The sequence below is a fragment of the Frigoribacterium sp. CFBP 13712 genome (assembly GCF_014842255.1).
GTDB lineage: Bacteria > Actinomycetota > Actinomycetes > Actinomycetales > Microbacteriaceae > Frigoribacterium.
Window position 1 is genome coordinate 636,112 of the sequence record NZ_JACYVH010000001.1, and the last position, 21,594, is coordinate 657,705.

Sequence of the window (21,594 nt, forward strand, 5' to 3'; positions counted from 1 at the left end):
CTTCAGATCAGGCCGAGCAGACCCTGCGGCAGCGGCACGCGCAGCAGGGCGACGAAGATGGCGTAGGTCACGACGCCCGCGGCGACCGCCACGAGGGCGGACGGGAGGACTCGGCGGTGCTCCACGAAGACGGCGACCACGAAGAGCAGCAGCACGAAGGCGAGGAGGAAGCCGACCACCTGCACCATGGCGAGCGTGACGACGACGAGGCCGAGCACGACCGCCAGCATGCGGTTGCGCTGACGCTGGGTGCGGCCGAGGATGTCGACTCCGTCGTCGTCGTCCGTCGCCAGGGGCGAGTGGATCCACTGGGTGCTGGTCGTGGGAGCACCCGGGTCGAGCGGGTCGCCGAGGACGATGCCGTCGTCGGGCCGGGAGCGCGTGTCGAGGATGAGCTCGGCCTGGGAGGGCCGGTCGGGACGTCGACGGAGGCGCCCCACCAGATCGAGGACGGCGAACACGGCGACCAGGCCGCCGGCCATGGCGGGCAGGAAGCCCGGGCCGATCTCGCCTCCCTCGACCGTCACGCCGTACCCGAGACCCCCGACGAGGGCGGCGGAGCCGATCGCCGCGAGGACGGCGCTGGCGGCGAGTCCGCCGCGGTGGACGGCCGTCACTCGGCGAACACCTTCTCGAGGTCGGCCGTGTTCTCGCCGAGGTAGGTGCCGAACTCGTCGCCGTACTGGGCGTTCGGCTGCAGGTAGTTGCTCTCGACGTACTCGGTGTACGCGTCGCTGTCGGCGTACGCCTCTCCCGCGTCGATCCAGAACTGCTCGGTCTCGGCGCTGATGCCACCCGGGGCGATGAAGCCGCGGAACTGCGCGAACGACACGTCGATGCCCTGCTCGGCGGCCGTGGGGATGTCGGCGAGCGCCTCGTACTCGTAACGGTCTTCGGCGACGGCGCACAGCGCCTTGAGGTCGCCGGCCTCGAGCTGGGCGATGACCTCCGCCGGGTTGAGCGACGCGACGTCCACCTGGCCGCCGAGCAGACCCGTGAGCACCTCGCTGCCGGACTCGAACGGCACGCGGTCGAACTCGACGTCCTCCTCCTGCTCGATGAGGGTGAAGACGATCTCGTCGAGCGACGTCGATCCCGACACCGCGGCGACGACGCGCTCGTCGGCGGCCGCATCCACGACGTCGGTGCAGGTGTCGTACTCGCTGTCGGCCGGGACGACGATCAGAGTGAAGTCGTCGCCTACCTTCATGATCGGCGTGAAGTCCTCGTAGGTGAACTGGACGTCCTGGGTGACGGGCAGCGCGAGCATCGCCGTCTCGGCCGCGAGCAGCAGATCGTTGCGGCCCTCCTGTCCGAGGAAGTACGAGTAACCGATGGCGCCCGAACCGCCTTCGCGGTTCTCGACGCTGACGTTCAGGCCGGTGCCGCCTTCGAGGCCCGAGGCGATCGCGCGACCCGAGAGGTCGCTGCCGCCACCGGCGCCCATCGGGACGAGCATCGTGACGTTGCCCGTGGGGGCGCCGTCGGCGGTGCTGCCTCCCGCAGCGGAACCGCAGGCGGTGAGGCAGAGCAGGGACGCCGCGGCAAGGCCGGCGACGAGGGGGGTACGTGACTTCATCGTCTTGATCTCCAGTGATCGGGTCCACCCGGGTGCGAACCACCCGCTTCAGGAACTATCGCATATCCTATCGGATTCGCGCCAGCCCTGTGTCGATGGTCTCTGGTCAGCCCCCCCGGTCAGATCCCCGCGAGGCTCACCCGCGCCTCCTGAGCTCCCGCGACAGCAGCCAGACGAGGTAGCAGCCGCCGACGACGACCGTCACGACGCCGACCGGCACCGTGACCGGCAGCACGTGCTGCGCGATCAGGTCCGAGCCGAGCAGGACGACGGCACCGGTCAGCGCCGACGCGACCAGCGGCACGTGCGCCGTGCGCGTGAGACGCCTCGCGATCTGCGGGGCGGCCAGGGCGACGAACGCGACCGGACCGGAGACGGTCGTGGCCACGCAGACCAGCGCGACGCCGATCACCAGCGAGGAGGCGCGCAGCCGTTCGACCCGCACCCCCGTCACCGCGGCGAGGTCGTCTCCGATGCCCAGCTGCCGGAGCCCCGGAGCCAGCACCGGCACAACGAGCAGGAGGAGCACCACGAGCACGCCCGCCGCCCCGACCCCCGTCGCCTCGACACCCGCCAGCGTGCCGGCACCCCACGCCGACGCGAACAGCGCCGTGTCGAGCTCGACCTGCAGCAGCAGCCAGGTGCCGAGCGACGCCGCCATCGACGACACCGCGATGCCCACCACGATGAACCGGAACCCGCCGGCCGACGTCCCGCTCGAGAGCAGGGCGATCAGCAGGGCCGTCACGAGACCGCCGATCAGAGCTCCGAGGGTTCGCGACTCCCACGACGGCCCGACGACGATCAGCGCGCCGAGCATCCCGACGAACGCGCCGTTCGACAGACCCATGATGTCGGGGCTCGCGAGGGGATTCCGGGTCACGGTCTGGAACAGCCCGCCGGCGACCCCGAGCGCGATCCCCACCACCGCGGCGGCCGCGATGCGCGGCAGCCGCCACTCGAGCACGATCGTGCGAGGCAGACCCTCTGTCGACCCGGTGACGATGCCGAGCACGTCGGGCAGAGAGACGGCGAAGTCGCCCGACATCGACCCGACGACGGCCAGGGCGAGCGCGGCGGCGATGAGCGAGACCGAGACCGCCACGACACGATGCCGTCCGGGGCCGGGCCGCCCGCTGGCTGGACGATCGGCACCAGCCGCACCAGGCGCACCGGCCCCACCGGCCGCGCCGACCGCCCGCTCGCGCCGCGACGTCCCGCTCACAGCGCCGTGGCCCCGCGTCGGCGCCGCACCAGCACGACGAGCACGGGCGCTCCGACGAACGCGGTGACGATCCCGACCGGCATCTCGGACGGCGACACGAGCACCCGTCCGACGACGTCCGACACGAGCACGAGCACGGGCGCGACCAGCATCGAGCCGACGACGATGCGGCGGTGGTCGACGCCGATCCCCCAGCGCACCACGTGCGGGATCATCAGGCCGACGAACGAGATCGGGCCGGCGAGCGCCGTGGCCGTGCCGGCGAGCAGGGTGATGGCGGCGAGCGAGAGGAGGCGCGTGCGCGCGAGGTGCACCCCCTGACTCACCGCGGTGTCGTCGCCGAGCGCGACCGCATTCAGGGCGGGCGCGACGACGAGGGCGAGCATCGCGCCGAGGGCGACGAGGGGCGCGACCGAGGCGAGCCCGTCGAGACCGCGACCGACGAGACTCCCGGCCGACCAGCCGAGGAGGCGCTCGAACGCATCCGGGTTCGTCAACGTCAGCCCCGTGGTGACGCCCGAGAGCACCGCCCCGACCGCGAGACCGGCGAGCGTCAGCCGGACGGGGTCGGCGCGGCCCCGGCCCGCCGACCCGAGCACGGAGACCACGGCGGTCAGCACGAGCGCCCCGCCGAAGGCGAACCAGACGTACTGACCGATCTCGACGACGCCGAAGAAGACGACGGCGACGGCCACCGCGGCCGCGGCGCCCGCATTGACACCGAGGATGCCCGGGTCGGCCAGCGGGTTCCGGGTCAGCGCCTGCATCAGGGCCCCGGCTCCGCCCAGCCCGACGCCGACCACCGCACCGACCAGCGTGCGCGGCAGCCGCTGCTCGATCACGACGAAGCGGGACTCGTCGGTGCCGCCCCCGGCGAGGGTGTCGAGCACGAGCCGCGGGCTCAGCGCGTTGGCGCCGAGCGCGAGCGACAGCAGGGCGGCGACCAGCAGCGCGACGACGGCGACGGCGATCCCGACGCCGACCCTCATCCGCCTCGCCTGCGGTTGCTCAGCCAGGCGGCGCTCAGCCAGGCGGCGCTCAGCCAGGCGGCGCCCAGCCAGGCGGCGATCGTCGGGGAGGCGCGTCACCGGGTGCGGCTCAGGACGCCCTCGATGTCGTCGAGCACGGCCAGACCGCCGAGCGGACCGACCCCGGTGATCCAGTACGACTGGTCGACGAGGTGCAGCTCGGGGAACGCCGAGGCGTTGTCGCTGATCGCCTCGGGCGTCGTCGACTCGTCGGAGACGTCGGTGGTCGTGACGAAGACCTGGTCGGCCGTCGCGTCGAGCACCTTCTCGGGTGAGAGGTCCACCGAGATCGAGTCCTCCCAGTCGCGCTCGGGAGTCTCGAAGCCCACGCACTCGAGGGTGCTGCCGGCGAACGACTCGGGGCCGTAGAGGGTCAGCAGGCCGTCGCGGGGCCTGATCAGCTGCGCCGTGCCCGAGACGTCGAACTCGGAGGCGATCTCGTCGCAGCGTGCCTGGTAGTCGGCCAGCAGCGCCGTCGCCTCGTCGGCCCGGCCGAGCGCCTCGCCGACGAGAGCCACGTTGTCCTTCCAGGGGTCGGCCTGCGAGGCCAGGAAGACCGTCGGCGCGACCGCGCTGAGCTGGTCGTAGAGCGCCGAGTGGCGCGACTCGGTGCCGATCACGAGATCGGGGGCGAGCGAGGCGATCTTCTCGACGTCGGGCTCGGTGACGGTGCCGACCGTCTCGATCGACGCCGCCTCGTCGCCCAGGTAGGCCGGCACACCGGCCGCTTCGTTGAGCACCGCGGCACCGACCGGCACGATGCCGAGCGCGATGGTGGTGTCGAGGGCGACGGGTTCGAGCACGACCACGCGCTGCGGCGCGGCCGGGACGGCCGTCTCGCCGCGGGCGTGCGCGACCGTCCGGGCGGACGACGACGAGGACGCGTCGGCCTCGGAGCCGTCGGCGGCCGAGCCGACACCGGTCGTGCAGGCGGACAACGCGACCGAGAGGGCGACGGCGACCGATGCGGACGCGAGGCGGATGAGCATCGGGGACCGCCCGGACGGGGAGATCGACGGGGAGGAGGGGCGAGGGAGAACCACGGGGAGAGCCTTCGATCGTCTGACGAGAGGGGGAGCCGGGTCGGGACCGGCTGGAACGGGGACGACCATAGTAGGTAAGCCTTACCTAACACAACTGGGCGTCGGGGCGCCGTCGACGGCGAGCGCCTAGCGTCGACCGCACCCAGCACGAGAGGACCCCCATGAGCGAGAGCACCGACCGCACCGACGGCCCGAACGCCGCACGACCCGACGACGAGCGCGCCGCCGTGGATCAGGCGACCCTCGAGGCGGCCGCCGTCGAGACCTACCGCGCCAGCCAAGGCGACGGCAGCCCCGACGCGAGCGACCGCGACGGCACCGCCGACACCGAGACCGACACTCAGGGGGCGCCCGCGACCGGCGACGAGGCGACCCCCGACGGCGACGTCGCGCAGCCCCTCGGCGGCACGCTCTCGGGCGAGGAGGACTACGTCGCGGCGAGCCCGGCCGGGCTCTCGGGCGAGCAGGACGCCGCCCTCGCCGCGGATGTGCGCTCCGACGACCCCGAGGCCGGTGCCCACCGCGGTGACATCGGCGCGAACCGCGGCGGCAGCGGCGGCCGCTGACCCCGCGGCGAGACACCACGGAGTCACCGAGACCCCGGCGCGCGCACCGGGGTCTCCACGACTTCGTGGGGTCTCGCGGGCGACCAGGTGGTGCATGCTGGTTTCGATGACTTCTTCACGCCCTCACCTCGACGATCTCGCCCGCTTCATCACCGCCTCCCCCTCGTCGTTCCACGCCGCGGCCGAGGCCGCCCGGCGTCTCGACGAGGCCGGCTTCACCCGACTCGTCGAGACCGACGCCTGGCCGACCGGCCCGGGTGCCCGCTACATCGTGCGCGACGGCGCCGTCGTCGCCTGGATCGAGCCGACCGGAGCGGGCGCGACCACGCCGTTCCGCGTGGTCGGCGCGCACACCGACTCCCCCGGATTCAAGCTCAAGCCGAAGCCGACGACCGGCACGCGCGGCTGGCTGCAGGCCGGCGTCGAGGTCTACGGCGGGCCGCTGTTCAACTCGTGGCTCGACCGCGACCTCGAGTTCGCGGGGCGCCTCGTCACCCGCACCGGCGAGACGCGCCTCGTGCGGACCGGCCCGCTGCTGAGGTTCCCGCAGCTGGCCGTGCACCTCGATCGCGGTGTCAACGCCGAGGGTCTGAAGCTCGACCCCCAGCGCCACCTGAACCCCGTCGTCGGGGCCGGCCCGCTCGACGAGGCCGACGTGCTCGGCCACCTGGCGGCGTTGGCGGGTCTGGCGCCCGCCGACGTGACCGGGTACGACGTGGTCGTGGCCGACACCGCGCCTCCTGCACGTCTCGGTCTCGACGGCGAGCTCTTCGCGGCCGGCCGCATGGACAACCTCACGTCGACCCACGCCGGGCTCGTCGCCCTGATCGAGACCGCGGCGAGCGCAGGAGGCGCGGGTGCTGAACTCGATCACGTCGCCGTGTTCGCCGCCTTCGACCACGAGGAGGTCGGTTCGGCGACGCCCTCGGGCGCCGCGGGTCCGATGCTCGAGGATGTGCTGGCCCGCGTCTCGGACGGCCTCGGAGCGACCGCCACGGATCACCGGCGCGCCCTCGCGGCGTCGTGGTGCCTCAGCGCCGACGCCGGTCACGCCGTGCACCCGAACTACCCCGAGCGCCACGACCCCGCCAACCAGCCGATCGTGAACGGCGGTCCGCTGCTGAAGATCAACGCCAACCAGCGATATGCGACCGACGGGCTCGGGGCCGCCGAGTGGTCGAGGGCGTGCGAGCAGGCCGGGGTGCCGTTCCAGGAGTTCGTGTCGAGCAACGCCGTGCCCTGCGGCTCGACGATCGGGCCCATCACGGCGACGCGGCTGGGCATCCGCACCATCGACGTCGGGGTGCCGTTGCTCGGCATGCACTCGGCCCGCGAGCTGTGCGGCGCCGACGACCCCGGGTACCTGTCGCGCGCCGCCGCGGCGTTCCTCGCCCCCGTCGCCTAGGCCCCCGAGGGCGCTCGCGTCGGCGGACCCCCGACGGTCGGCTCAGGCGAACGCGTCCGCGGCCGGGGTGCCGAGCGCCCAGGCGAGCATCTCGGGCCAGGGCCCGAACCCCGAGTCGGGGGTGAGGTGACCGCCTCGGGGCACGAGGTGGAGCGGGGCGTCGACCCGCGCCTCCCACGTGTCCTGCAGACCGAGCGGCAGCCACTCGTCGTCGTCGCCCGCCACCACCACCGCTTCGGCGGCACCCGCGGGCAGGAGCCGCCCGTCGAAGGCCTCGCCGGCGACGAACGCGCGGATGCTCTGGCCCGCCACGAGCTCGGGCGACGGCGGCGACACCAGCGCGACGCGATCCACCCGAGGAGGCGCGTCGCCGGTCTGCAGACGCAGCCAGAGCACCGACGCGAGGCTGTGGCAGATCACGGTGACCGGGCCCTCGGGCAGGGCGGCGAGCTCGGCGCGCACGCTCTCCTCCCAGACCGCGAGGTCGGGATCGTCGGCGTCGGGCAGCTGCGGGTAGCGGACCACGAGGCCGCGCGCGGTCAGCTCGTCGGCCAGCCGATGCTGCCAGTGATCCGCAGGCCGGTGGTTCTGCCAGCCGTGCAGCACGAGATACGAGGGAGCGGTCACGCGTCGATCCTGCCCCGTCGACGCGACTCGTCGTGGCAGGCTCGACCCATGACGTCATACGCGGCTCGCGGATTCGGCGAGGCCCTGACCGTCGACGGCCCGATCGGCTTCGACGCCCCGCCGCCTCACGGGTTCCGGGTCACGCGTCGATCGCGGGTGATCGGCCGCGGCGACGCCGTGTTCCGAACCGCCGGCGACGCCGTGCTGCGCTTCGAGGTGCACCGCGGCTCGGGCTTCGTGCCGCTCGACGTGCCCGCGCGGGTCGCGCCGGGGGCCTCGAGCATGTGGGCGGTGACCCTCGGCCCCCTCCGCCCCGCGGTGGCCTGCCGCGTGATCGACGTCGTCGACTCGCCCGCCGAGATCGGATTCGTCCACGCCGCGCTCGTCGGCCACCCGCAGCGCGGCTTCGAGAGCTACGTCGTGCGACGGCACCCCGACGGCACGGTCACCCTCGACATCCGCGTCGTCTGGCGCCCCGCCGCCTGGTGGATGCGCGCGGCCGGCCCGCTCGGAGCCCTGGCCCTGTCGCTCATCCTGCGCCGCAACCTGCGCGCCCTCGACCCGGTCGTCGCCCGCGCCTGAGCCGCCGGGCTCGTGCCACACTGTGTCGATGACCGCCCGACGCCGCCATGCCGGCTCCCCCAGGCGCGCCGCCGCACGCGACGCCGCCCGTGCGTCGGGGGTCGATACGACCGTCAGGGTCGAACGGATCCGCAGCGGCGACCTGTACGTGCGCGTCAACACCATCGGCCAGTCGGGCGAGCGGCCCTTCGTGCTGGTGCCCGGCATCGGGGTGTCGTCCGACTACTTCGAGCGTCTCGCGCCGAACCTGAACGAGTTCGGCCCCGTGCACGCGCTCGATCTGCCCGGCTTCGCCGGCGTGGCGCACCCGGGGCACGCCCTGACGATCCGCGAGTACGCCGACCTGGTCGGCGCCGCGATCGACGGCCTCGGGCTCGACGACCCCGTGCTGGTCGGCCACTCGATGGGCACCCAGATCGTCACCGACCTGGCCGCCCGACGCCCCGACCTCTCGACCCTCGTGCTGATCGGCCCGGTGATCAACCCCGCCGAACGCCGCGTCGTGACCCAGGCGCTGCGGTTCGCGCGGGCCGCCTGGCACGAGCCGGGGCGCGTGAAGTTCCTGGCCGTCAGCGCCTACGTGCTCTGCGGGGTGCGGTGGTTCTCGCGGATCCTGCCGAAGATGATGACGTACCCGATCGAGGACCACCTGCCCGACGTGCGGGCCGACACCCTCGTGATCCGCGGCGAGTTCGACGCCGTGGCCCCCCGCGACTGGGTGCGACGAGTGGGCGAGCTGCTGCCGTCGTCACGACTCTGGGAGATGCCCGGCGCGGCGCATTCGGTCATGCACGCCCACGCCGAGGAGGTCGCGAAGCTCTGCGTCGAGCACGCTCAGCAGCCCATCGACACCGACGAGGGCGAGCAGCTGCACCACTACGACGATGCGAGCGACGGCGACGAGAGCGACGACTTCAGCCCCAGCCCGAGCGACTTCGCCAAGGCCGTCGGGGCGCGGCTGCGGGCGACCGTCGCGACGCTGAAAGGCGACGACGAGGCCCTGGCCGCGGCCAAGACCGACCACGCCGAGTCGATGCAGGCCGCCTTCGATCGGCGCCAGGCCGAGAAGGCGGCGGCCGGGGTCGCACCCGACGACGGCCCCCACATCGACCCCGCCTGAGCCCCCGCGGCCGCTCGACCCACGGCCCCTCTTGCTCGATGAGTCACGACACGCCGCGCCCCCACGCGACGCGCGGCGTGTCTCGACTCCCCGACCCGCGCCTCCCCGGCCCGCGGCGTCCGCGGCTCAGGCCCCGGTCACCGTCAGCCAGATGAGCGCGAGGTTGAGCGCGACGACCACGCCGACCGCGATCCACGCCGCGATGCGGATGCCCAGCACGTTGCGGCTCTCGCCCATCAGCGACGCGTCGCTGGTCGCCCGGACGAGCGGCACCAGCGCGAACGCGATGCCGAAGCTCAGCACGACCTGACTCAGCACCAGCAGCCACGTCGGGCTGATCCCGGTCGCGAGCAGGACGAGCGCCGGCACCAGCGTGACGACCCGCCGCACGAACAGCGGGATGCGGATCTTCAGCAGACCGCGCATGATCTCGGCGCCCGCCATCGACCCGACCGACGTCGAGGCGAGCCCCGAGGCGAGCAGCCCGACTCCGAACAGCACCCCGACCAGCGGGCCGAGCGCCTCGGTGATCGCCGCATGGGCGCCCGGGATGGTGTCGGTGCCGGTCCGCCCCTGCAACGTCGAGGCCGCGAGCACGAGCATCGCGATGTTCACCCCTCCGGCGACGAGGAGGGCGAGCACGACGTCCCACCGGGTGGCCTTCAGCACCCGCCGACGGTCGGCGCCCACGGCGACGTCCCCGTGGTGGTCGCGGACCAGCGCCGAGTGCAGGTACACGGCGTGGGGCATGACCGTCGCGCCGAGCATCGACGCCGCCAGCAGCACCGACTGCGCGTCGTCGAAGCGGGGCACGATGCCCGCGAGCATGCCGCCGGCCGACGGCGGCGCGAAGAGCAGACCCGCGCAGAAGCCGATCGTCAGCACGGCCAGCAGACCGATGATGATCGTCTGGAAGACGTGACCGCCGCGGTAGCGCGTCAGCATCAGGATGCCGAGCGACACGACGCCGGTGATGACGCCCCCGAGCACCAGCGGCACCCCGAAGAGCAGCTGCAGCGCGAGGGCCCCGCCGATCACCTCGGCGACGTCGGTCGCCGCGGCCACCAGCTCGGCCTGGCCCCAGTAGGCCAGGCGGCGCTTGCGCGGCAGGCGCCGACCCATCACCTCGGGCAGCGACTGCCCGGTGACGATGCCGAGCTTCGCCGACAGGTACTGCACGAGCACGGCCATCGCGTTCGCCGCGACGAGCACCCAGAGCAGCAGGTAGCCGTACTGGGCACCCGCCGTCAGGTTGGCCGCGACGTTGCCGGGGTCGACGTACGCGATCGCGGCGATGAAGGCCGGGCCGAGCAGTACACCGCGGGGTCTCGGGTGGGCGGGGGCGCGGCGGTCGTCGACCCGCGCCTCCTCGGTGTCCGTCGGTCGTGCGTCATCTGTCGCCATACGACGACCCTACACAAAGTTCGGTGACCCGAACTTTCACTCTCGGCACAGAGAAATGCCCGGGTCGAGACCCGGGCATCACTCGTGCGTCCGTGCGGTGAGGACCTACTGCGTGGCGACGGTGATCGTCGCGACGCCGACGAGCAGCTCGTCGGGCACCAGGTCCGTCTCGAACGTGGTGTTCAGCAGCTCGGCCGCCTCGGAGCTGACGTGGACCGTCGTGCCCTCGAGGACGGCGTCGGTGCCCTCGGTGCGTAGCGGCTCGAGCGTGCCGCCCCAGAGGTTGAAGAGGTAGGCGTGCCCGGCGGCCGGCTCGCCGTTGACCGAGACGTCGCCGTAGAGCTTCGAGGCACCGGGGTCGATGTCGAAGTTCGTCAGCTCGACGACCGTGTCGCCCGAGCTGAGGCTGATGCCCGAGCCGTCGTGCTGGATGTCGCCCTGCACGTACGGCCGCACCTCGCCCTCGGGGTCGTAGTACGAGACGTTGCCGCCCGTGATCGGGAACGAGAACGCGCCGTCGGCGAAGGTCGCGTCGCCGACGGGGGCCGGCGTGAGACCGAGCAGCGTGAGCGCGCTGGTGAAGCTCTCGTCGACGGCGACCTGCGTGTCGACGCCGCCGCTCAGATCGGGCACGACGGCCAGCGGGGTGGCCTCCGATTCGGGCAGCTCGGGGTTCTCGCGGTGGATCGGGGCCGTGTTGTTGCTCTCGGAGTCCGACGTCGAGTAGCACGCCGTCAGCGAGAGGGCGAGGCCGCCGGCGACGGCGACACCGAGGACGGTGCGGACGAGTGACGGGCGTGAGGTGAGGCGCATGGTGGTTCCTTCGTTCGGTCGGGTCGAGCTAATCACACCTGGTCGGACGGGATGAAACGGTCGACCTTGCGGTGCCAGCGCTGCCCGAGCAGGCCGCCGAGCACGGCGCCGACGAAGCTCAGCACCACGACGAGGCCGATGAACACGATCGACTCGATCGACATGGCCGAGGCGTCCGTCGCGCCGTCCGCTGCGGTCGCGCCGCCCAGCGACGAGAAGTCCGCGCCGAGCGACACGTAGGCGACGACCGCGAGGATCAGCCCCACGACGACACCCCAGAGCCAGGTGGCCAGACCCTGCTTGAAGCCCGAGAAGCGGGCGACACGCGAGGCGGTGAACCCGCCGATCAGGTAGCCGAAGAACACGACGGCGAGCACGACGACGGCGGTCACGATCGACAGCACGTCGCCGTTGTCGGTGGCGAACCGCTGCATGCCGGTGAAGGCGTTCGACGAGCCGTCGGCCGATGCGGCGACCCAGGCGCCGACGATGCCTCCGTAGATCGCCATGATGACGAAGCCGAAGCCCGTGGCGGCGAACCAGCCGAGCAGACCGGCGCCGAAGCGGATGCCGCTGAACTCCTCCTTCTGCTGCGTGAGCAGATCGCGACGGACGGCCACGTGGTTGATCCCGCCGTCGGCGACGAGCGGGTACGAGCCCGTGCCGGGCTGAGCCGGGTACGAGGCGGAGCCCTGAGTCGGGCCGGCGACGGTGGGGGCGTCGTCGCGCGAACGCGAGCCGTGCTCCGCAGCCGAGGAGGCGCGGGTCGGGTCGGACGCGATCGGCGCGACCACGGTGGGGGCGTCTCCGTCGCGGTCGGTGCGGTCGGTGCGGTCGTCGCCCGCGGTGCGGTCGCGGTCACGGTCGCTCGCGTCGCCGCGCGAGGCCTCGGCGGCACGGAGGGCCTCGTCGTCGTGCAGCGTGCGGCGCTGGTTGTCGTCACCGCTCGTGGCGGACCAGGCGCGTGCGGGCGGAGCCGTGGGGGCGACCATCGGCGGCACGGCCGCGGTCGGCGCGTCGGCGTCGCGGGTGTCGCGGGTGCCGTCGTCGTCGCGTGCGTCGGCGGGGACGGGCTCGATGACCTCGGTCTCGCCGTCGCGGGCGCTGCCGTCACGGTCGCCATCGCGGACGTCACCGTCGCGGTCGCGGACGTCACTGCCGTCGCGGTCGGCGGCCACCGGCGCGGCGAACGGGTCGTTCGAGGGCACGGGCGCGCCGGCCTCCGAGGCGTCGGCGGGGGCGGTCGCCGGGAACGCCGGGGCGCCGAAGTCGACGGCGGGCGCGTCGGCCGGTGCGGACGCCCCGCGGTCGTCGTAGGCGCCGTCCGACTCGTCTCGGCGGTCCTCCGGGGCGACCGCGGGCTCGCGCGGTGTCGTCTCGTCGGCGTCTCGGTCGTGGTCGGGGCGGTCGCTCCCGGGAGTGCGTGCGTCCGTCATGTCAGGCTCCTCGTACGTCGTAGCCCGTGGTCCGGGCCCTGTGATCCTCCTGAACGGTACGCCCCGCGGGCTCCCGAGGCCGGGAGGCCCGCCCGACCGAGGGAGGACTCCGCACCGGGGCGACCGGTAGCGTGGTGCCGACCGACGAGCGAACCGAAGACGAGGACGTCATGACCGACACCGCCGACAGCACTCCGACGGGGGCCATCCCCACGCAGACCCCCGGGTCGTCCGACCGTGCGGCGCGCCGCCGGCCGAACCCCGACATCGCCCGTTCCTGGCTGCTGGTGCCGGGCACGGCGCCCGACCGCTTCGACTCCGCGGCCGCCTCGCGCGCCGACCAGATCGTGCTCGACATCGAGGACGCCGTCGACCCGGCCCGCAAGCCCGCCGCCCGGGCCGACGTGGTGTCGTGGCTGCGCGACGGCGGCAGGGCCTGGGTCCGCATCAACGACCACTCCACCGAGTTCTGGTCGGACGACGTCGACGCGCTGCTCGGACTCCCGGGTCTGCAGGGCGTGATGCTCGCGAAGACCGAGGCCCCGGAGGACGTCACCGAGACCTTCGACCGGCTCGGCGGCTCGCTCCCCGTGCTGGCGCTCGTCGAGTCCGCCCTCGGCATCGAGGAGAGCCCCGCGATCGCGAAGGCCCGCGGCGCCTACCGCCTCGCGTTCGGCAGCGGCGACTACCGCCGCGACACCGGCACCAGCGCTGACGACCTGGCGATGGCCTACCCCCGATCGCGCCTCGTGGTCGCCAGCCGCATCGGCGGTCTGCCCGGCCCGATCGACGGTCCGACCGTCGGCAGCAGCCACCCGGTGCTGCGCGAGCAGTCGTCGGTCGCCGTCGCCCTCGGCATGACCGGCAAGCTCTGCCTCGACGTCGAGCAGCTGCCCGTCATCAACGAGGTCATCAGCCCCACGCCGTCGGACGTCGCCTGGGCGCAGGACTTCCTGGCCGACTTCGAGAGCCGCGGCCGCGTCATCCGCGACGGCAGCGACCTGCCCCGCCTGGGCCGCGCGCAGAAGATCGAGAAGCTCGCCTCGGCGTTCGGCGTGCTGCCCTCGAGCTGACCCGCCGATCCACAGACAGAAGGAGGCGCACCCACCCGGGCGCGCCTCCTTCTGTCTGTCCGGACGCTTGACAGACGATAGTCGGCGACATATCTTTGACGCATCGCGACACGTTGTCACGAGCAGACCACATCCCCGAGAGGAGTACCCCATGGGTACCGACACCATCTTCGAGAACGACGGCGACCCTCGTCGCCACCACCATGACTCCGACGAGCGCGGCGCGACGTCCGGCTCCGACCCGTTCGGCCACGGCTCCGGCGGTCGGGGTCGCTTCGGTCGGCCCTTCGGGCGCGGCTTCCGCCCCGGCCAGGGCTTCGGCGGCTTCGGCCCCGGCGGCCCCGGGTTCGGCGGCCCCGGGTTCGGCGGCCCCGGCTTCGGCCCGGGTCGCGGCGGGCGTGGCCGTGCCCGCCGCGGCGACGTGCGCCTCGCCATCCTGTCGCTGCTCGCCGACGCCCCGTCGAACGGCTACGGCCTGATCAAGTCGATCGCCGAGCGCACCGACGGCGCCTGGAAGCCGAGCCCCGGGTCCGTCTACCCGACGCTGCAGCAGCTCGTCGACGAAGAGCTGATCGTCTCCGACGAGGCCGCGTCGAAGAGCGTCTTCAGCCTCACCGACGCCGGCCGCGCCCACGTCGCCGAGCACTCCGCCGAGATCGAGAAGGCGTGGGCCGCGACGGCCGACGACGCCAGCGACTCCGACCGCGAGTTCCAGACCAGCCTGATGAAGCTGATGGGCGTCGTGAAGCAGTTCCACCACGACGGCAGCGAGGCGCAGCGCGTCGCCGCCACCGCGAAGCTGGACGAGACCCGGCGCGCGCTCTACGCGATCCTGGCCGACTGACCCGCGCCGCGCCTCCTCGGCGGCGGGCGCGAGCCCTCGCGGCACGGGCTCTCGGAGCACGGGCTCTCGGCGGGCGCGCAAGGTGCCGTGCCAGAATCTCGCGCCGTGACCGACTCGACCCCGCGCCCGCCCCTGCCCGACGACATGTCGCAGGCGGTCACCGTGCGGAGAGACGACGACGTCGCGCCGAGTCTCGCCAGCCCGTGGCGTGAGGTCCGCATCGACTTCGTCGTCCCCGAATCGTCGGCGGCCGCGGCAGGGGAGGTCCGGCGGCTGCTGCCCGAACCCGAGCTGCACTGGGCGCCGGGGCTGCGACGGGGCACCCTCGCCGTGCTGCCGCACCCCGCCGCGCTGACCCGCGTGCTGCTGAGCTGGGAGTGGACCGTCGCCGCGGCGGACTTCTCGGTGCACTCGTTCGACGACGCACCGTTCTCCGCCGACGAGAGGGCGGCACTCGAGAGCTGGCTGCGCAGCGCCGCTGCGCGCCTGCAGCTGCTCGACGGCGCGCTCGAGGCGGCCGTGGAGCGGGCCGTGACCGACGTGGCGTCCGGCAGCGACCGGAGCGCGCCTCCTGCAGGGGTCCCCGACGGGCCGGTGGTCGGAGCCGTCCTCGGCACGCGGGTCGCCGTGCCCGACGCCCGTTCGGCGCACCCGCGGGTCGACGTCGCACTGCCCGACGGGGCCGACCCGGGGTGGGAGGTCTTCGTCGACGCCGTCGACGGCGAGCGACTCGGCTATCGCCGCACCCTCGACGACGACGGCGAGCCCTACGCGTTCAGCTATCTCGTCGCCGACCATGTCGACGACGTCTCACCCGACGACCTCCGGCACTGGCACGATCAGCACATCCACCGGCAGCTGCTCGCCGACGACGTGCGGCAGGCCTACGTGCACCTGCTGGCGGGTCTCGACGCGCCCGCATCGGTGACGTACTCGGGCTGACAGCGGCCCGGCGACCCGGCGACGGACCCGACCCCGTCGATCCCGTCGGCCCCGTCGCTACGGGCGCTCGTCGACGATCGCGACGAACCGGCTGCCGACGCCGGCGACCTCGCGACGGGCGAGCCCGGGCTGAGGGTCGGGGAGCTCGTCGACGCCGTGGTCGTCGCAGCTGAGCCAGGTGTAGTCGGGCCACCACTTCTTGGGCCGGGCGGCCTCGTGGAACCCGCAGACGACGCAGGCGAGGTCGACCCAGACCGGCTTGCCGGTGCGGTTGGCACGCGACTGCACGAGCCAGGCTGGCGGCGACTTCTCGAGCTCGACCAGCTCATCGACGGTCAACCGGGCGGGGATGCCGTGCCGCTTGGCCATCTCGAGCGGGATGTCGAGTTGCAGGGCGGCGTCTCGTCGCGTGATCACGGCACCCACCTTAAGCGACCGACGACCGCGACGCAGCACCCGTGAGGCGGTCGGCGCTCAGGCGAGCACCCGCTCGAAGCAGATCGACGTCGGGATGGTCGTGATGTATGGCTCGTAGGTCGGGATCGGAGTCCAGCCGACCTTCTCGTAGAGCGCGACGGCGTCGGGCTGACGGTCGCCCGTCTGCAGGATGAGCCGTCGAGCCCCGGCGGCGCGGCCGATCGAGTCGAGCTCGGCCATGATGAGCCGACCGATGCCCCGGCCACGACGGGCGCCGTCGACGATGACCCTCTTGACCTCCCATTCGCCGTCGCGGTCATAGAGAACGGCGTGCCCGACGGCCTCTCCGTCGTCGGCCACGACCAGCACGGTCGCTCGGACGTTCTCGGGGTGGACCGTCAGTGCGGCGTCACGGGCCGCGGCCTTCTCGGCGGGCTCGTGGGGGTCGCGGCCGACCGAGTAGACGGCCGTCATCTCGGCGTCCATGCGGGCGCGGAGCTCGCAGGCGCGGGGGTCGTCGTAGTCGACGCGTTCGAGGTGGAGGGGAGGGAGCTCGGTACGGGGTGCGTTCGTCACCCGACGATTCTCCTCCTTCTCGCGCCTCCTCCGTGCCGCCGAGGAGGCGCGGTTCGAGTCCGCGAGGAGGCGCGGGTCGAGCCCGCGAGCGGCGACTAGCGGAGGCTGACGCCTCGTGCCGACATGAACGGCACCGGGTCGGTCGAGCCGCCGTTGATGCGCGTCTCGAAGTGCAGGTGGCAACCGGTCGAGTTGCCGGTGGAGCCGACGAGGGCGATCAGCTGACCGGCGGCGACCGACTGGCCGTTCGCGACTCGGATGCCGCCGTTGACGATGTGTCCGTAGGCGGTGCTGACGCCGCCGCCGTGGCTGATGCGGACGTAGTTGCCGTACCCGCCGTAGTAGCCGGCGTAGCTCACGGTGCCCGACGACGCGGCGTAGATCGGGGTCGAGCAGCCCGGTGCCAGGTCGACGCCGTCGTGCAGCTTGTAGACGCCGGTGACCGGGTTGATGCGATAGCCGTAGGGGCTCGACATGTAGCCGCCGCTCGGGCGGACCCAGCCGCCACCGCCGCCACCGCCACCGCCACCGATCGAGGGGGCCGGGGTCGAGGGTCGGCTCGGCGCCGGGGCCGACGGGGTCGGGGCGCTCGGGCGGGCGGCTGCTGCGGCCTGAGCGGCTCGAGCGGCCTCGGCCGCTGCGGCGGCAGCCTGCTGCTGCTGACGCTGCAGCTCGGCGGCGACCCGGGCGGCCTCCTCTTCGCGGGCCTTCTTCTCGGCGGCCAGACGCTGGCGCTCGGCCTCGACGCCGGCCTCGTAGTCCTGCTGGGTCTTGGCGGTGGTGTCTTGCAGCACGGCGAGCTGGGCCTGCAGGGTCGCCTCGTTCTCCTGCTGCGCGGTGACGGCGGCGAGGGCGGCGTCCGACGCGGCCTGCGCCTCCTGCATGGAGCTCTCGGCGTCGTTCCGCAGACCGACCAGCGCCTTCTCGGCGACGGCGGCCTGATCGCTCAGCGACGCGGCGACGTTGCGGTCGGTGACCGCCTGCTCGCGGATTCCGTCGGCCTGCTCGGTGATCTTGCTCATCGCGCCGAGGCGGTAGAGCAGATCGCCGGCACCGGCCGAGTCGCCGACCAGCTGGGTCGAGACGTCGCCGCCGCCGGTGCGGGCGAGCTGAGCCGAGACCTGACCGGCCCGCTGCTCGCTCTGGTCGGCGACCCTGTTCTGCTCGTCGACCTGCTTCTGAAGCTCAGCCAGCTTCGATGCGGCCTCGTCGGCGTCGCTCTGGGCCGCTTCGAACTCGGCGCCCTTCGCCTCGGCCTCGGCCTGGGCGTTCGCGGCGTCGCTCTGCAGCTGGCCGAGCAGCGACTGGAGCTCCCGGATCTGAGCGGCCTTGGTGTTCTCGTTCGCGACCGCGGCTCGGACGTCGTCCCAGCTCGGGTACGTCGCGGCCTTCGCCGGCGAGGCGCCCATCACCGTCCCGCTGACCACGAACGCCAGGGCGAGCAGCACCGTCAGGACGGCGGCGGGCAGGCTCCGGAGGTGGGAGGCGGACGCGGGGGAAGTCACGGAGGTGGAACCAATCTCGAAGTCGACACCGGTACGGGGAGGCAGGAAGCGACCGCACGAAGTCCGGGGAACCCGCTCAGCCTAAGTGCCAGACCACCGAAGGGTAAAGCCTGGGATGAATGTTGACGCAGGGCGGCCTGTCCCCAATCGGGGTGTCTCATGCGTTCACACGAGTCACACGAGTCACACCCGTTCGCCGAGATGTACCCCGCGGTGTCCCCGCAGCGGCACCTGGGAGGGCAGGAGGCGCGGGCCGGGTCAGACCGTCGGGCGGCCGCTCGGCTCGTCGTCGCGGTAGGCCGAGTTGAGGCGTCCGAGCGACTCGGCGAGGGCCGCGACGTCCGCGGCCTCCCACCCCTCGAGGCGGGCGGCGAGAGCCTCGCGATTGGCCTCGATCGATCGGGCGAGGAGCGAGAGCCCGGCCTGCGTGACCGACAGCGCGCGCCCTCGTCGCGGCTCGCGGTCGTCGTCGCCCTGGATGAGCCCGAGCTCGGCGAGGTTCGCGAGCTGCCGCGACACCGTCGACCGGTTGAGCGAGAACTCGGCCGCGAGGTCGATGGCCCGACGACCCGGCTCGGCCGCGATGACGTCGAGCAGCGAGTGCTCGACGAAGGTCAGCGGCGAGCTGCGACGACGCGCCCGGGCCACGGCCCGGCGCGAGACCAGCTCGAGCTCGGCGTAGACGTCGTCGATGCCGGTCGGTGCGGGGTCGGTCACGGTCCGAGCCTAGGCCGCACGGGCGCGACTCGGATCGGGCGGGCAGACTGCGGCCATGGCGACGACGCGGAACTGGTCAGGCACCCTCACGTACTCCGCCTCGCGCATCGTCAGGCCCGAGTCCGTCGCCGAGCTGCAGGAGGCGGTGGCCGGCTCGACGCGGATCCGCGCCCTCGGCACCCGCCACTCGTTCAGCGACGTCGCCGACGGCACCGGGGTGCTCGTGTCGACCACGGCCCTCCCCCTCGACCTCGTCGTGTCCGCCGACCGCCGGTCGGCGACCGTGGGCGCGGGCGCCACGTACGGCGCCGTGGCGCAGGCGCTCGAGGCCGAGGGTCTCGCCCTCGCGAACATGGGGTCGTTGCCGCACATCTCGGTCGGCGGCGCCGTCTCGACCGGCACGCACGGCTCGGGTCGTCGGCTGCAGAGCCTCGCCGGCTCGGTCGCCGCCCTCGAGATCGTGGGCCCCGACGGTGCGATCCGCTCGGTGCGGCGCGGCGACGCGGAGTTCGCCGGCAGCGTCGTCGCGCTGGGGGCGCTGGGGGTCGTGGTCCGCATCACCCTCGACGTCGAGCCGTCGTACCGCATGCGGCAGGACACCTTCGTGGGGCTGCCCTGGTCGAGCGTCGACGACCACCTCGTCGAGGTCATGTCGGCCGGGGCGAGCGTCTCGTTCTTCCATGAGTTCGACGACCGCATCCGCGAGGTGCTCGTGAAGTCCCGGGTGCCGGCCGATGCGCACGACGTGACGGTGCCCCGGCGGCTCTTCGGCGCCTCCCGGGCTCCGGTCGACGAGCACACCGAGGTGACGGGCGGCTCGCAGACGCCGATGGACGGCAGCGTCGGCGCGTGGCTCGACCGGCTGCCCCACTTCCGCCTCGATGCCACGCCGTCGAACGGGTCCGAGCTGCAGAGCGAGCACTTCGTCGCACTCGGCGACGGTGCGGTGGCGCTGCGGGCCGTCCAGCTGCTCGGAGACGACCTCCGCCCGCACCTGCACACCTGCGAGACCCGCACGGTCGCCGGCGACGACCTGTGGTTGAGCCCCACCCCCGTCGACAGCCTCGCCATCGCGTTCACGTGGCGGAAGCACCCCGTCGAGGTGGCGGCCCTCGTCGAGCGGGTCGAGGAGGCGCTGCGTCCCTTCGCACCGCGCCCGCACTGGGGCAAGCTGACGTCTCTCCCGCCCGCGTCGATCGTCTCGCGGTATCCGCGGTTCGGCTCGTTCGTCGAGCTGATGCACGACGTCGACCCGGGTGGCACGTTCCGCAGCCCCTACGTGGACCGACTGCTCGGCTAGAAGCCCTCGCCGGTCGGGTCGGCGTCGGTATCGTCGTCGAGCTCGGGGCCGCCGACCGGGGCGCCCTGCCAGGCGACGAGCCGCCAGCCCGACGCCGGATCGCCCTCGAGCACGACGACACCGGTGTTCTCGAGCGGATGCTGCGCCACGAACTCGGCGGACCCGTGCGATCGGGAGCCGCACCAGCCGCGGATCGCGGCACCGTGGCTGACCACCGCGACCGTCTCGTGACCCGAGGCGACGGCGCCCGCCACGGCGGCGTCGAAGCGGGCGAAGAACTCGTGGCCGTCTTCGGAGCCGGGCAGCCGACGGTCGAGATCGCCGGACACCCACGACACGACGGCGCCCAGGTAGTTCGACACCGCGTCGTGATCGCTGCGCGCCTCGAGCTCGCCGGCGATCACCTCACGGAAGCCGGCGACCTCGATCGGCTCGAGGCCGAGCGCTGCGGCGAGGGGTGCCGCCGTCTCGTGCGTGCGTCGCAGCGTGCTCACGTAGAGGGCGCCGATGGACTCGTCGGCGAGCGCCGCGGGCACCGCTGCGGCCTGCCGTCGACCGAGGTCGGTGAGACCCGGGCCGGGTGCGGCGGTGCCGAGTCGGCCGACGACGTTGTCGGGGGTCTGACCGTGGCGGATGAGGAGGAGGCGCATGCCGACCACCCTAGAGGGGGCCTCCGACACTCCTCAGCGGCGGTCGGTGGAGGTGGCGCCGGCCACCGCGTCGGCCGCGGCGCGCTCGCGGCGGCCCCGCAGCACGCTCCGCAGCCCGGCGATCAGGACGGGTGTCACCGAGAGCAGTACGAGCACGATCGCCCACACGTCCACGTGGTCGCGGATCAGCGGGATGCCGCCGAGCAGCGAGCCGAGCACCACCATGCCGACGGCCCACACGAAGGCGCCGACGACGTTGAAGAGGAGGAACTTCGGGTAGCGGTAGCCCGCCGTGCCCGCCGCGAGGGGCACGTAGGTGCGGACGATCGGGACGAACCGGCCGAGGATCAACGAGACGCCGCCGTACTTGGCGAAGAACGCCTCGGCCTTCTCGAGGTGCGCCGTCTTGAGGATCCGCGCGTCGGGCGTGAACCAGCGCCGGCCGAAGCGGTTGCCGAGGAGGTACCCGACCTGGTCGCCGAGGAACGCCGCGACGAAGGCGCAGAGCGCGATCGTCCAGACCTGAAGGCCCAGGGCCTCGTGCAGCAGCCCGGCGGTGAAGAGCAGCGAGTCGCCGGGCAGGAACGGGAACAGCACCCCCGACTCGATGAAGATCATGATCGAGATCCCGGCGAGGGCCCACGGCCCGAGCGCGGGCAGCAGCGACTCGGGGTCGAAGAGCAGGAATCCGCCCGAGGCGGCGGGCAGGGCGGAGGCGAGGAGGGAGGCGGTGGTCACCGGA

The 21,594-nt window shown here is 73.2% G+C and carries 23 protein-coding genes; 8 read left to right on the plus strand and 15 right to left on the minus strand.

From position 1 onward, the window contains the following. Positions 1-2: 2 nt before the first annotated feature. The 5 genes from IFT51_RS02960 to IFT51_RS02980 all read right to left on the minus strand — a co-directional run bounded on the left by IFT51_RS02960 (position 3) and on the right by IFT51_RS02980 (position 4,875). A complete protein-coding gene (locus tag IFT51_RS02960; RefSeq protein WP_192058917.1) occupies positions 3-617 on the minus strand; it encodes a tripartite tricarboxylate transporter TctB family protein in 615 nt (204 codons plus the stop codon). Beyond that, positions 614-1,579 carry a tripartite tricarboxylate transporter substrate binding protein gene (locus IFT51_RS02965; RefSeq protein ID WP_192058919.1) on the minus strand — a complete coding sequence of 322 codons (966 nt, stop codon included), beginning with the start codon at positions 1,577-1,579 and terminating at the stop codon, positions 614-616. Before IFT51_RS02965 ends, IFT51_RS02960 begins: the two co-directional genes overlap by 4 nt. Positions 1,580-1,715: 136 nt before the next feature. Next, the gene (locus tag IFT51_RS02970) at positions 1,716-2,684 is read right to left on the minus strand and encodes a FecCD family ABC transporter permease (RefSeq protein ID WP_371740658.1); all 969 of its coding nucleotides are present in this window, start codon (positions 2,682-2,684) and stop codon (positions 1,716-1,718) included. Between the two features lie 116 nt (positions 2,685-2,800). Further along, positions 2,801-3,793: an iron chelate uptake ABC transporter family permease subunit gene (locus tag IFT51_RS02975; RefSeq protein ID WP_192058923.1), complete on the minus strand. Its 993-nt coding sequence runs from the start codon at positions 3,791-3,793 to the stop codon at positions 2,801-2,803. A gap of 95 nt (positions 3,794-3,888) precedes the next feature. Then, complete coding sequence (locus IFT51_RS02980) at positions 3,889-4,875, minus strand: ABC transporter substrate-binding protein (RefSeq protein ID WP_371740659.1); 987 nt, start codon at positions 4,873-4,875, stop codon at positions 3,889-3,891. 161 nt (positions 4,876-5,036) lie between these two features. On the opposite strand from IFT51_RS02980, the gene IFT51_RS02985 reads away from it, so the two are divergent. Then, positions 5,037-5,441 (plus strand): hypothetical protein, encoded by a 405-nt coding sequence (locus IFT51_RS02985; RefSeq protein ID WP_192058925.1) that lies wholly within the window; start codon positions 5,037-5,039, stop codon positions 5,439-5,441. A gap of 106 nt (positions 5,442-5,547) precedes the next feature. Continuing rightward, positions 5,548-6,846, plus strand: a complete 1,299-nt coding sequence (locus IFT51_RS02990; RefSeq protein ID WP_192058927.1) for a M18 family aminopeptidase — start codon at positions 5,548-5,550, stop codon at positions 6,844-6,846. Positions 6,847-6,888: 42 nt separating this feature from the next. Here IFT51_RS02990 and IFT51_RS02995 read toward each other — a convergent pair whose 3' ends face one another. After that, a complete protein-coding gene (locus IFT51_RS02995) occupies positions 6,889-7,473 on the minus strand; it encodes an alpha/beta hydrolase (RefSeq protein ID WP_192058929.1) in 585 nt (194 codons plus the stop codon). Between the two features lie 48 nt (positions 7,474-7,521). On the opposite strand from IFT51_RS02995, the gene IFT51_RS03000 reads away from it, so the two are divergent. Together IFT51_RS03000 and IFT51_RS03005 are read left to right on the plus strand one after the other, a co-directional pair. Further along, positions 7,522-8,055 carry a DUF1990 family protein gene (locus IFT51_RS03000; protein WP_192058931.1) on the plus strand — a complete coding sequence of 178 codons (534 nt, stop codon included), beginning with the start codon at positions 7,522-7,524 and terminating at the stop codon, positions 8,053-8,055. Positions 8,056-8,083: 28 nt separating this feature from the next. Next, positions 8,084-9,175, plus strand: coding sequence for an alpha/beta fold hydrolase (locus IFT51_RS03005; protein ID WP_192058934.1), 1,092 nt, complete (start codon positions 8,084-8,086; stop codon positions 9,173-9,175). A 126-nt stretch (positions 9,176-9,301) separates the two neighbouring features. On the opposite strand, the gene IFT51_RS03010 is transcribed toward IFT51_RS03005, so the two are convergent. The 3 genes from IFT51_RS03010 to IFT51_RS03020 form a co-directional block, all read right to left on the minus strand. Next, positions 9,302-10,579: an Nramp family divalent metal transporter gene (locus tag IFT51_RS03010; RefSeq protein ID WP_192058936.1), complete on the minus strand. Its 1,278-nt coding sequence runs from the start codon at positions 10,577-10,579 to the stop codon at positions 9,302-9,304. Positions 10,580-10,684: 105 nt separating this feature from the next. Continuing rightward, positions 10,685-11,392, minus strand: a complete 708-nt coding sequence (locus tag IFT51_RS03015; RefSeq protein ID WP_192058938.1) for a hypothetical protein — start codon at positions 11,390-11,392, stop codon at positions 10,685-10,687. 32 nt (positions 11,393-11,424) lie between these two features. Next, on the minus strand, positions 11,425-12,828 hold the full coding sequence (locus IFT51_RS03020) for a YrzE family protein (RefSeq protein WP_192058940.1): 1,404 nt from the start codon (positions 12,826-12,828) through the stop codon (positions 11,425-11,427). Between the two features lie 206 nt (positions 12,829-13,034). Between IFT51_RS03020 and IFT51_RS03025 the strand changes: the two genes are divergently transcribed. The 3 genes from IFT51_RS03025 to IFT51_RS03035 all read left to right on the plus strand — a co-directional run bounded on the left by IFT51_RS03025 (position 13,035) and on the right by IFT51_RS03035 (position 15,687). After that, positions 13,035-13,901 carry a CoA ester lyase gene (locus IFT51_RS03025; RefSeq protein ID WP_371740671.1) on the plus strand — a complete coding sequence of 289 codons (867 nt, stop codon included), beginning with the start codon at positions 13,035-13,037 and terminating at the stop codon, positions 13,899-13,901. A 151-nt stretch (positions 13,902-14,052) separates the two neighbouring features. Continuing rightward, complete coding sequence (locus IFT51_RS03030; protein WP_192058944.1) at positions 14,053-14,745, plus strand: PadR family transcriptional regulator; 693 nt, start codon at positions 14,053-14,055, stop codon at positions 14,743-14,745. A gap of 105 nt (positions 14,746-14,850) precedes the next feature. Then, on the plus strand, positions 14,851-15,687 hold the full coding sequence (locus IFT51_RS03035; RefSeq protein WP_192058947.1) for a hypothetical protein: 837 nt from the start codon (positions 14,851-14,853) through the stop codon (positions 15,685-15,687). 57 nt (positions 15,688-15,744) lie between these two features. Here the strand turns inward: IFT51_RS03035 and IFT51_RS03040 are convergent, their stop codons facing one another. The 4 genes from IFT51_RS03040 to IFT51_RS03055 all read right to left on the minus strand — a co-directional run bounded on the left by IFT51_RS03040 (position 15,745) and on the right by IFT51_RS03055 (position 18,902). Next, the gene (locus IFT51_RS03040) at positions 15,745-16,104 is read right to left on the minus strand and encodes a hypothetical protein (protein ID WP_192058949.1); all 360 of its coding nucleotides are present in this window, start codon (positions 16,102-16,104) and stop codon (positions 15,745-15,747) included. Positions 16,105-16,161: 57 nt separating this feature from the next. Beyond that, entirely contained in the window at positions 16,162-16,680 is a 519-nt protein-coding gene (locus IFT51_RS03045; protein WP_371740661.1) for a GNAT family N-acetyltransferase, read from the minus strand. 95 nt (positions 16,681-16,775) lie between these two features. After that, a complete protein-coding gene (locus IFT51_RS15495; protein WP_192058951.1) occupies positions 16,776-18,185 on the minus strand; it encodes a M23 family metallopeptidase in 1,410 nt (469 codons plus the stop codon). Between the two features lie 258 nt (positions 18,186-18,443). Continuing rightward, a complete protein-coding gene (locus IFT51_RS03055) occupies positions 18,444-18,902 on the minus strand; it encodes a MarR family winged helix-turn-helix transcriptional regulator (RefSeq protein WP_192058953.1) in 459 nt (152 codons plus the stop codon). Positions 18,903-18,957: 55 nt separating this feature from the next. Between IFT51_RS03055 and IFT51_RS03060 the strand changes: the two genes are divergently transcribed. Beyond that, on the plus strand, positions 18,958-20,202 hold the full coding sequence (locus tag IFT51_RS03060; protein WP_192058955.1) for an FAD-binding protein: 1,245 nt from the start codon (positions 18,958-18,960) through the stop codon (positions 20,200-20,202). Here IFT51_RS03060 and IFT51_RS03065 read toward each other — a convergent pair. Together IFT51_RS03065 and IFT51_RS03070 are read right to left on the minus strand one after the other, a co-directional pair. Further along, the gene (locus IFT51_RS03065; protein WP_192058957.1) at positions 20,199-20,852 is read right to left on the minus strand and encodes a histidine phosphatase family protein; all 654 of its coding nucleotides are present in this window, start codon (positions 20,850-20,852) and stop codon (positions 20,199-20,201) included. The genes IFT51_RS03060 and IFT51_RS03065 overlap by 4 nt on opposite strands. A 33-nt stretch (positions 20,853-20,885) precedes the next feature. Continuing rightward, positions 20,886-21,590 carry a VTT domain-containing protein gene (locus tag IFT51_RS03070; protein WP_320477776.1) on the minus strand — a complete coding sequence of 235 codons (705 nt, stop codon included), beginning with the start codon at positions 21,588-21,590 and terminating at the stop codon, positions 20,886-20,888. Between the last annotated feature and the right edge of the window lie 4 nt (positions 21,591-21,594).